Source organism: Cupriavidus campinensis, from assembly GCF_905397395.1.
Classification (GTDB): Bacteria; Pseudomonadota; Gammaproteobacteria; order Burkholderiales; family Burkholderiaceae; genus Cupriavidus; species Cupriavidus campinensis.
This window is the reverse complement of sequence record NZ_CAJPVH010000063.1, coordinates 21,653-29,533: the sequence shown is the minus strand read 5'-3', so window position 1 is coordinate 29,533 and position 7,881 is coordinate 21,653. Positions and strand designations below refer to the sequence as shown.

Genomic DNA, 7,881 nt, shown 5'->3' with positions numbered 1-7,881 from the left:
CAGGCGGCCGCGCACGTCGCGCGTGGCGTTGGCCGGCGCGCCCGGCGCGGGGCGGCCGTGCAGCCAGTCGCGCATGCCCGAGACGGGCAGCGAGAAGCCCAGCGCCTGTTCCATCAGCGCGTCCACCTCGGGCGCGTTGCGCGGCGGCTCATTGGGCAGGTCGAGCGTGGCGCCCGAGGGCGTGGAAGTCACCACGGCCAGCGTCTGGCCCAGCGGCGAGACCAGGTCCAGCCGCACGTTGCGCCCCTGTTCCTCCCAGCGGAAGCTGCCCTGCACGCCTTCGTTGCGGCCATAGCGGGTGTAGTTGGCGGCGAAGCGGCCCGAGTAGTGCTCGCTGCGGGCGGTCTCGCTGGCGTCGAAGCCGCGCGAGGGCGCCACGCTGGCGCAGCCGGCCACCCAGAGCGGGGCGGCAAGGCAGAACAGGGCCAGGCGACGGGATCGGAGCATGGTCATGAGTCGTCGGTCGGAAAAATCGGGATGTATGACGATGAGTGGCGATGTGGGGCGATGTGTGGCAATGGCCGCCGGGGGCGGCAGCCTGCGCACGACAGCGCCCGGCGCCTTCCATCGCACGGTATTGCATCGGATGGAAGGCCGCCCGGGCCGGTTGGCAGCTTACTTGGACAGCAGCACGTTCTGGTTGTAACGGCGCAGCGTGTCGATCAGGGTCTGGTTCTCGGGCTCCGCCTTGGCGGCCTCGGTCCAGGTGCGGCGCGCCTCGTCATGCTGGCCCAGTTGCCAGAGCACCTCGCCCAGATGCGCGCCGATTTCGGCCTCGGGCGCCTTCGAGTAGGCGTTGCGCAGCAACTCGGCGGCCGGTTGCAGCTCACCCTGGCGATACTTCACCCAGCCCAGGCTGTCCATGATGTAGGGATCGTCCGGGCCCAGTTCGGACGCGCGTTCCAGCAGCTTGCGGGCCTCCGCCAGCCGCTCGTTGCGGTCGGCCAGCGAGTAGCCGAGCGCGTTGTAGCCCTGCTTCTGCTCAGGCTGCATGGCAATGACCTTGCGCAGCCCGCGTTCCATGCTGTCGTAGCGCTTCTCGCGCTCGTCGAGCATCGCCAGTTCGTAGACCCAGTCGGCATTGTCCGGCTCCACGCGCACCCGTTCCTCCAGTGACTTGCGCGCGCGGTCGTAGGCCTTGGCGTCGATCAGCGTGGCGACTTCGGCCTGGCGGATCGCGGTCATGCGCTGGCCGCGCTGGCCAGGGTCGGCGATGTCCTCGGCATCGGCCAGCATGTCGCTGAACACGGCCTGGGCGTCGTCGAGCTTGCCCATGCGCGCCAGCAGCTGCGCGCGCTTGGCCTGGGCGGCCGGCGCCAGCCGGCTGTCCTCGATGCGGTCGAGCCACTGGATGGCCTGCGCATAGTTCTTCTTTTCCTCGGCGATCTGCGCCAGGTACTGGAAGGCGACGTCCGGATTGGCGGCCGGGGATTTCTCGGCCATGCGCAGGTATTCCTGCAGGTAGCGCTCGGCGTCGTCGTAGCTGCGCGCCTGGAGGCTGGTCAGGCCCAGCGCCAGCGGCACGCGCGGGTCGTTCGGGGCGACCTTGCGCAGCGCCTCGAACTCGGCGCGCGCGGCTTCCATGTCGTTCTTCTGCAGGTACAGCCGGGCCAGCGTGATATGGCCGTTGACCGAGGCCGGCGCCTTGGCCAGGAAGCGCTTGAGCAGGGCGATGGACTTGTCCGGCGCGCTTTCGGCCTGGAGTTCGGCGGCCATCAGCGCGGCGGCTTCGAGGTCGGGCTTGATGCGCAGCGCCTCGTCCAGCTCGGCCAGCGCGCCGGTGTTGTCGCCGGCTGCTTCCTTGGCGCGGGCGAGGGCCAGGTGCGTCTCGGCGAATTTGGTGTCGTTGGCGGTCACGCGCTGGAGCACGGCCACGGCGCCGGCCGGGTCGCTGGTGCGCGAGATCTGCTGCTGCATCTGCAGGATGGCTTCCGGGCGCTGGCCCGGGGGCGAGCTGGCCAGCTGCTGCACCAGCAGCGGCTCGGCCTCGTCCCAGCGGCCGTTCAGCACCAGCAGGGTGGAGAGCACCTGCCGCGCGGCGGGCGAGGTGGGCGCCAGTTCGGTCCAGAGCCGGGCGGCGTCCAGCGCCTGCTGCGAAATCCGCGCGTTGAACGCGATTTCCGTGGCGCGCTGGGCCAGGCGCGGGTCGTGCGTCTGGCGCGCGAGGTCCATGTAGGTGCGGTAGGCGGTGCCGACCAGGCCACGCTGGAGCGAGATCTCGGCCGCCAGCACCCGGTAGAGGATGTCTGGCGTCAGCGACACATTCGGCAGCGGCGTGCGCGGCGCGCGGGGCTTGGTCAGGGAGGCCGGCGGCGGCACCTCGATAGCTTCTTCATTGCCCTGCGCCAGCCGGGGCGGCGCGGCTTGCGCCACGGTGGCAAATGCGCCAAATGCAAGGCAGGCAGAGACGGCCAGCGCACGCGCATGGCGGCGCAAGCCGCTGGCGGGGCCTGCTGGCGCGGCGGGAAATGCAGTCATCGGAAAGAGGTCCGGGCGCATGGCCTGAAGGGACGAACGGAAGTCCGGCATGAAATCGATGCTCCGGGCGCGCGGGGGCGTAGGAATGGATGAGAGGCATTGTAGCCTGCCGCTACAATGCCCTGCTTGCCGCGAGGGGCCATTGCGTTTGGGAACCCGCACAGCGCGCTGCGCGCGCCACCGGTTCTTGCGAGATTGGAGCGCCGAACCGGGCAAGAGGTTCTGATGCGAAGGCCAAAGGAAGACGCGAAGGAGGTTTTGGGGCGATGCCGGAATTGCCGGAAGTGGAAGTCACGCGGCGCGGACTGCTGCCGCACGTGGTGGGGCGGCGTATTGTCGACGTGACGGTGCGTCACCGCGGCCTGCGCTGGCCGGTGGAGCCGGAACTGGAGGCGCGGCTGGCCGGGCGCGTGATCGGGCGCATCGAGCGGCGTGGCAAGTACCTGCTGCTCGAATGCCTGCCGGCGGCCGGCACCGGATGTGGCGCAGAGGGCATGGAAGGACTGGAGGACGACAGCGCCATCGGCTGGCTGCTGATTCACCTCGGCATGACCGGCACGCTGCGGGTCTATCCCGATGCACCACCCCCGGGCACGCACGATCACCTCGACCTGGTCCTGGCTGCGCCCGACAACCCCCCCGGCGCCTCCCCGGTGGTCCTGCGCTTCCGCGATCCCCGCCGTTTCGGGGCGATCATCTGGAGCCCCCTGCCCGAGGCCACCCTCGGAGAACATCCGCTGCTGCGCAAACTTGGCCTCGAGCCGTTCGATCCGCGCTTCGACGGCGCCTGGCTCCATCGCCATACGCGGGGCCGGTCCGTGGCGATCAAGACCGCGCTGCTGGCCGGCGAGATCGTGGTGGGCGTGGGCAATATCTATTGTTCGGAGAGCCTGTTCAGGGCCGGCATCCGGCCGACCACGGCGGCGGGCCGGCTCAGTGCCGCCCGCTGCGACAAGCTGGCCGTGGCCGTGCGCGAGACACTGGCCGAGGCCATCGCCCGGGGCGGCAGCACGCTGCGCGACTTCGTCGGCAGCGACGGCAGCAGCGGCTACTTCCAGCTGGACTGCTTCGTCTACGACCGGGCCGGCGCGCCATGTCGCGTTTGCGGCACCCCGATCCGCCAGATCGTGCAGGGCCAGCGCTCTACCTTCTACTGCCCGCATTGCCAGCACTGACGGGCGTTTCGGCGGCGTGGCGAGCGTGACGATCCAATGTCCATACATTGTCGTCCGGCAATGCCGATGGCTCCGCGCAACACTCTGTGACGGCGGCGCGCGCAAGGGGCGCGAATTCCACAAAATCCGACACAAACCATGTATCGTGTGCGCAGACATAAAAAGTTACAAAAAGCGCCGAATCTCCCACCAATGTGGCATTGATCCGGCGCGCGTCTCGTGGCGGGGTCCGAGGGTCAACGGGTAGCCTTGCGCGAGGCGGGTCGTACGAGTTCGAACCAATAAATCCGAGCCGAAACAGCGAACGCGCACAACTCCATGACGAGCCTCGCCCATCAATTCGAACAATATGGCGCCTGGAGAACCGGGGTCCTCAAGTCTCTCGCCGAATTCCAGTCGTGGCTGCAACAGTACGACCTCTATGACGCCACCGCGGATGACCGCGTCCAGCGCATTCAGAACGTTCTCAAGAGCGACCGCCTCAAGGTGGCGTTCATCGCCGAGTTCTCGCGCGGCAAGAGCGAGCTGATCAACGCCATTTTCTTTGCCGACTACGGCCGGCGCATTCTGCCGTCGTCGGCGGGCCGGACCACGATGTGTCCGACCGAACTGCGCTACGACGAGAACGAGCAGCCGTGCATCCGCCTGCTGCCGATCGAGACGCGCCTGCACGACGCCTCCACGGCCGATTTCATGGAGCCCGGCGCGTCCAACTCGCACTGGACCACGGTGCCGCTGGACCCGTCGTCGCCCGAGGGCATGCTGGCCGCGTTCCAGCACGTGGTGGAAACCACGCGCGTGACGCCGGCCGTGGCCGAATCGCTCGGCCTCTATAACGAGAACGACCCGGACGCCGCGTGGTCGGTCGATGCCGATGGCATGGTCGAGATCTCGCGCTGGCGCCATGCGGTGATCAACTTTCCGCACCCGCTGCTGCGCCAGGGCCTGGTCATCCTCGACACGCCGGGCCTGAACGCGATCGGTACCGAGCCGGAGCTGACGCTGCGGCTGATCCCCGATGCGCATGTGGTGGTCTTCGTGCTGGCCGCCGACGCCGGCGTGACCAAGAGCGACCTCGAACTGTGGCGCAGCCACGTGGGCGCCGGCCATCGCCGGGGCTGCCTGGCCGTGCTGAACAAGATCGACGGGCTCTGGGACCCGCTCAAGTCGTCCCCGGAGATCGCCAGCGAGATTTCGCGGCAGGTCCGCTCGACGGCCCAGATCCTCGGCATCGAGGAGCGCCGCGTCTACCCGGTCTCGGCGCAGAAGGGCCTGGTCGCCAAGGTCACCCACGACCAGCCGATGCTGGTGCGCAGCAACCTGCCGCAGTTCGAGCACGTGCTGTCCGACCAGCTGATTCCGCAGCGGCGCGAAATCGTGTCCGATCAGGTGCAGCGCCTGGTGCAGGACATGTCGCGCGGTGCCCAGCAGTTGCTGCAAAGCCGCCGCCGGGACATCGTCGAGCAATTGTTCGAGCTGCGCGGCCTGCGCGGCAAGAACCACGCGATGGTCAAGCACATGCTGCTGCGCGTGCAGGGCGAGAAAGAGGAATTCGAGCAGAGCATCTCGAAGTTCCAGGCGTTGCGCCTGGTCTTCGGCCGCCACAGCGCGGACATCATCAAGAGCCTGCAGTTGCGCGACGTGCGCCGCACCATGCGTGACGCCCGGGAGCAGATGAAGGAGCGCTTCTTCTCGCGCGGCCTGCGCGAGGACATGGAGGCGCTGTTCGGCCAGCTGACCGGCCTGATCCACGATGCCGACCAGAAGATCGCCGGCCTGCATCAGCTGGTGGACAGCATGTATCGCCGTTTCAACGCCGAGCACGGCTTCACGCTGCCGGCGCCGATGCAGTTCGTCACGGCGCGCTACGCGGTGGAGCTGCAGGAAACGCTGCAACTGGTGAACAACCACTTCGGCACGGTGAACATGCTCACCCGCTCGCGGCCGCAGCTGGTGCAAAACGCATTCGCAACGATGGCGAGCCGGGTTCTGGAGAATTTCCGAGACCTGAACCGCGACATCGAGATCTGGCTGAAGTCTGTGATGACGCCGCTCGAGGCGCAGGTGCGCGAGCATCAGAAGCAACTGCGCCGCCGGGTGGATTCGATCGAACGCATCCACGAGGCCACCGACACGCTGGAGAGCCGCATCGCCGAACTCGAACAGGTGCTCAACGGCCTGGACGAGCGCAGCAACAAGATCGAGGCGTTTGCCAAGGTTCTCGTCGAACCGCCAGTCGAGCAGGGCGTGCGCGCGGCCTGACCGGGCACCGCATCGCGGTATCATGTGGCGCCGCCTTCGAGCGGCGCTTTTCTTTTCCCCATCGCCGCAATGCCCCGCAAGTCAGCCGCCGCCCCCACACTTCCAGCCAGCCCCGACATTGCCGTGCCCGACGACTTCGGCGCCCGCGTGGTGACGTGGCAGCGCACGCATGGCCGGCACGACCTGCCGTGGCAGAACACGCGCGACCCGTACCGGATCTGGCTGTCCGAGATCATGCTCCAGCAGACCCAGGTGGCGGCGGTGATCGAGTACTTCCAGCGCTTTGTGACCGCGCTGCCCACCGTGGCCACGCTGGCCGCCGCGCCGGCTGACGCCGTCATGGCGCTCTGGGCCGGCCTGGGCTACTACTCGCGGGCGCGCAACCTGCACCGCTGTGCGAAGGCGGTCATGGACGAGCACGGCGGCGTGTTCCCGACCGATCCGGCCGTGCTGGTCACGCTGCCCGGCATCGGCCGCTCGACGGCGGCGGCCATCGCCGCGTTCAGCGCCGGCGTGCGCTCGCCCATCCTCGACGGCAACGTGAAACGCGTGTTCGCGCGCGTGTTCGGCATCCCCGGCTATCCGGGCGAGCGGGCCATCGAAACGCGGATGTGGGCGCTGGCCGAGCGCGCCTTGCCGCCCGCCGGCCCGCATCAGGCCGAAGACATGGTGGCCTACACGCAAGGCTTGATGGACCTGGGCGCGACGATCTGCTCGCGTGGCAAGCCGGCCTGCCTGGCCGATGCGGCGGCCTGCCCGCTGTCCGACCAATGCGTGGCCCGCCGTGAGGGCCTGACCGGCACGCTGCCGACGCCGAAGCCGCGCGCCGCGATTCCCGAGCGCAGCACGGTCATGCTGATCATCCGCCACGGCCGCGACGTTCTCGTCAATCTACGACCCGACAGTGGCATTTGGGGCGGCCTGTGGAGCCTGCCCGAAATGCCCGTCGACACGGTGCCCTTCGATGCGGACGCCGCCGAGGACGCCGCGCGCGAAGTCGCCCGGCAATTCGGCGTGCCGACGTCCGCGACGCTGGCCGGCGAGCTGACGCATGTGTTCACACACTTCCGCCTGTTGATCCGCGCGGTGCGGGTGGACCTTGGCGCGCTGGCGCTGCACAGCGGCGCGGACGACGGCGTCAGCCGACGCTGGTTGTCGCTCGACGACCTCGACGCGCTAGGCACGCCCGCACCGGTGCGGCGGCTGCTCGAAGATCAGGCGCGCGGCGGCTTGTTCTAGGAAAACTCAGGAAATGGCGAGGGGCGTCAGACGATGTGATGCTGGCGCATGTAGCGGTGGACGATCTCGATGCGCATGCCGGCATCGGGCAGCGCCATCAGCATCTGCTTGGCTTTGAGTGGCACCGGCAGCAACTCGCAGAGCCGGTTGGCGACCCAGCTCGGGTCGTCCCAGAGATACGGCTCGTTGAAGGGCAGGCGCGATTTGTCGGCCTGCTCGGCATGGATGGCGCTGACGATGCGCCGCAGCGCCGACAGGCATTCGCCGAGCAATTCGAGCTTGCAGTCGATCTCGTCGGGCGGCAGCAACGCCACCCGGGCCACGATCAGGCCGTCATCACGCGTGCTGTGGGAAAGGATCTGGAAGCGTTGCCGGCCGCGCGCCTCGATCAGCAGCACGCCAAGTTGTTCCATATTGCAGTCGACGATATCGGCCAGGCAGCCCACGTCTTCGGGCACGGTGGGCTGGTCCGGCTGCGCCACCTCGTTGCCACTCGCGATCAGGCAGACGCCGAACGGCGTGCGGTCGCGCATGCAGTTGCGCACCATGTCCACATAGCGCGCCTCGAACACGCGCAGCGGCAGGCGGCCATCGGGAAACAGTACCGTGTGGAGCGGAAACAGCGGCAGCGCGTCCAGATCAGGCGCGGGATGCGTCGAATGACCAGTGTCTGGTGGATGTGACGACATGCGATGCCGACTCCGGTTCCACTGCCAGGGAGGGACGT

General features: G+C 68.4%; 6 protein-coding genes. 3 read left to right on the top strand and 3 right to left on the bottom strand.

Annotated features, from left to right (window positions below):
• Together KHO18_RS24200 and KHO18_RS24195 are read right to left on the bottom strand one after the other, a co-directional pair.
• Positions 1–447 (bottom strand): outer membrane lipoprotein LolB (locus KHO18_RS24200; protein WP_211944027.1); only part of this gene is annotated, 447 nt, incomplete at its 3' end.
• A gap of 168 nt (positions 448–615) precedes the next feature.
• Positions 616–2,529 carry a tetratricopeptide repeat protein gene (locus KHO18_RS24195; RefSeq protein WP_211944026.1) on the bottom strand — a complete coding sequence of 638 codons (1,914 nt, stop codon included), beginning with the start codon at positions 2,527–2,529 and terminating at the stop codon, positions 616–618.
• Positions 2,530–2,744: 215 nt separating this feature from the next.
• On the opposite strand from KHO18_RS24195, the gene mutM reads away from it, so the two are divergent.
• From mutM to mutY, 3 genes are all read left to right on the top strand, one after another.
• Positions 2,745–3,653 carry a bifunctional DNA-formamidopyrimidine glycosylase/DNA-(apurinic or apyrimidinic site) lyase gene (gene mutM, locus KHO18_RS24190; protein ID WP_211944025.1) on the top strand — a complete coding sequence of 303 codons (909 nt, stop codon included), beginning with the start codon at positions 2,745–2,747 and terminating at the stop codon, positions 3,651–3,653.
• Between the two features lie 318 nt (positions 3,654–3,971).
• Positions 3,972–5,915, top strand: coding sequence for a dynamin family protein (locus tag KHO18_RS24185; RefSeq protein ID WP_144198905.1), 1,944 nt, complete (start codon positions 3,972–3,974; stop codon positions 5,913–5,915).
• Positions 5,916–5,984: 69 nt separating this feature from the next.
• A complete protein-coding gene (gene mutY / locus KHO18_RS24180; protein ID WP_144198903.1) occupies positions 5,985–7,154 on the top strand; it encodes an A/G-specific adenine glycosylase in 1,170 nt (389 codons plus the stop codon).
• A gap of 26 nt (positions 7,155–7,180) precedes the next feature.
• Here mutY and KHO18_RS24175 read toward each other — a convergent pair whose 3' ends face one another.
• Positions 7,181–7,843, bottom strand: a complete 663-nt coding sequence (locus KHO18_RS24175; protein ID WP_144198901.1) for an LON peptidase substrate-binding domain-containing protein — start codon at positions 7,841–7,843, stop codon at positions 7,181–7,183.
• Positions 7,844–7,881: the final 38 nt, after the last annotated feature.